Origin of the sequence: Burkholderia sp. Tr-20355 (assembly GCF_017104685.1) — a bacterium.
Classification (GTDB): Bacteria; Pseudomonadota; Gammaproteobacteria; order Burkholderiales; family Burkholderiaceae; genus Burkholderia; species Burkholderia seminalis.
Genome location: NZ_JAAGPK010000365.1, coordinates 1 through 1868, shown reverse-complemented (window position 1 = coordinate 1868; position 1868 = coordinate 1). Strand labels below are relative to the sequence as shown.

Sequence of the window (1868 nt, the reverse complement as noted above, 5' to 3'; positions counted from 1 at the left end):
ATGGCTCGACACGCAGAATCCCGCGAGCCTCGCCCAGAAAGCCCACGACGCGGAAGGCGTGTTCCGCAAGACGGGCATCACGTTCGCCGTCTACGGCGACGCGGAGGCCGCCGAGCGGCTGATTCCGTTCGACATCGTCCCGCGCATCATCTCGGGCGCCGAATGGAGCCGCCTCTCGCTCGGCATCGAGCAGCGCGTGATGGCGCTGAACGCCTTCCTCGACGACATCTACCACCGCCAGGAAATCGTGCGCGCGGGCATCGTGCCCAAGCACCTGATCGCGCACAACGAGGCGTTCATCCCGGAGATGATCGACTTCCGGCCGCCCGGCAACGTGTACACGCACATCATCGGCGTCGACATCGTGCGCACCGCCGAGAACCAGTTCTACGTGCTGGAGGACAACGCGCGCACGCCCTCCGGCGTGTCCTACATGCTGGAAAACCGCGAGACCATGATGCAGCTCTTCCCGGAGCTGTTCCAGCAGGTGAAGGTGCGCCCGGTCGAGACCTATCCGCAGATGCTGCGCCAGTCGCTGGCCGCGGTGTGCCCGCCGGGCGGCAACGCCGACAACCCGACCGTCGCCGTGCTCACGCCCGGCATCCACAATTCCGCGTACTACGAACACTCGTTCCTCGCCGACCAGATGGGCGTGCACCTCGTCGAGGGCAGCGACCTGCAGGTGATCGACGGCCGCGTCGCGATGCGCACGACCGAGGGCTTCCAGCCGATCGACGTGCTGTACCGCCGCGTCGACGACGCCTTCCTCGATCCGCTCACGTTTCGCCCCGATTCGGTGCTCGGCGTGGCGGGGATCATGGACGTGTACCGCGCCGGCAACATCACGATCGCGAACGCGCCGGGCACCGGCATCGCCGACGACAAGGCGATCTACTCGTACATGCCGGAGATCGTCGAGTTCTACACGGGGCGCAAGGCGCTGCTGGAGAACGTGCCGACCTGGCGCTGCGGCGAGGCCGACAGCCTGAAGTACGTGCTCGAGCATCTCGACGAACTGGTCGTGAAGGAAGTGCACGGCTCGGGCGGCTACGGGATGCTGGTCGGCCCGTGCGCGTCGAAGGCCGAGCTCGAGGCGTTTTCCGCGAAGCTGCGCGCGCGTCCGGCGAACTACATCGCGCAGCCGACGCTCGCGCTGTCCACGACGCCGATCCTCACCGACGCCGGCCTCGCGCCGCGCCACGTCGACCTGCGGCCGTTCGTGCTGGTGTCAGACCGGATCCGCATCACGCCGGGCGGGCTCACGCGCGTGGCGCTGAAGGAGGGATCGCTGGTCGTCAACTCGAGCCAGGGCGGCGGCACCAAGGACACCTGGGTGCTGGCCGACTGAGCCGGATGCGACCGCGCGCGCCGCAGCCGGCGCGCGAACCGAACGAAGACGGAGTGGACACGAGATGCTTCTGGGACGTACTGCAAGCGGGCTCTACTGGATGTACCGCTATATCGAGCGCGCGGAGAACATCGCGCGCATCGTCGATGCCGGGCTGCGGATGGCGCTCACGCGCACGTCCGACGCGCCGGCCGAATGGTCGTCGGTGCTCGTCAGCTCGGGCGCGGACGACGGCTACCGGGAGAAATACGACGCGTATGCGGCCGATACGGTGACCGACTACCTGCTGCGCGACCGCGACAACCCGTCGAGCGTGCTGTCGTGCATCGAGGCCGCGCGCTCGAACGCGCGGATGGTGCGCACGGCGCTCACGCGCGAGGCGTGGGAAAGCGTGAACGGCGCGTGGCTCGCGCTGCGCCGCGCGCTGGCGCAGCCGGTGCCGGAGAGCGAGCTGCCGGCCGTGCTCGACGAAGTGAAGCGCGAAACCGCGCTGATCCTCGGCAGCTTCTACAGCACGATG

2 protein-coding genes are annotated in these 1868 nt (G+C 68.4%); both read left to right on the top strand.

Annotation, left to right across the window (positions count from 1 at the left end):
* Positions 1-1348 (top strand): circularly permuted type 2 ATP-grasp protein (locus G3N62_RS35375; protein ID WP_034191221.1); only part of this gene is annotated, 1348 nt, incomplete at its 5' end.
* A gap of 64 nt (positions 1349-1412) precedes the next feature.
* Positions 1413-1868, top strand: a 456-nt coding sequence (locus G3N62_RS35370; protein ID WP_206141543.1) for an alpha-E domain-containing protein, incomplete at its 3' end; no start/stop codon positions are given.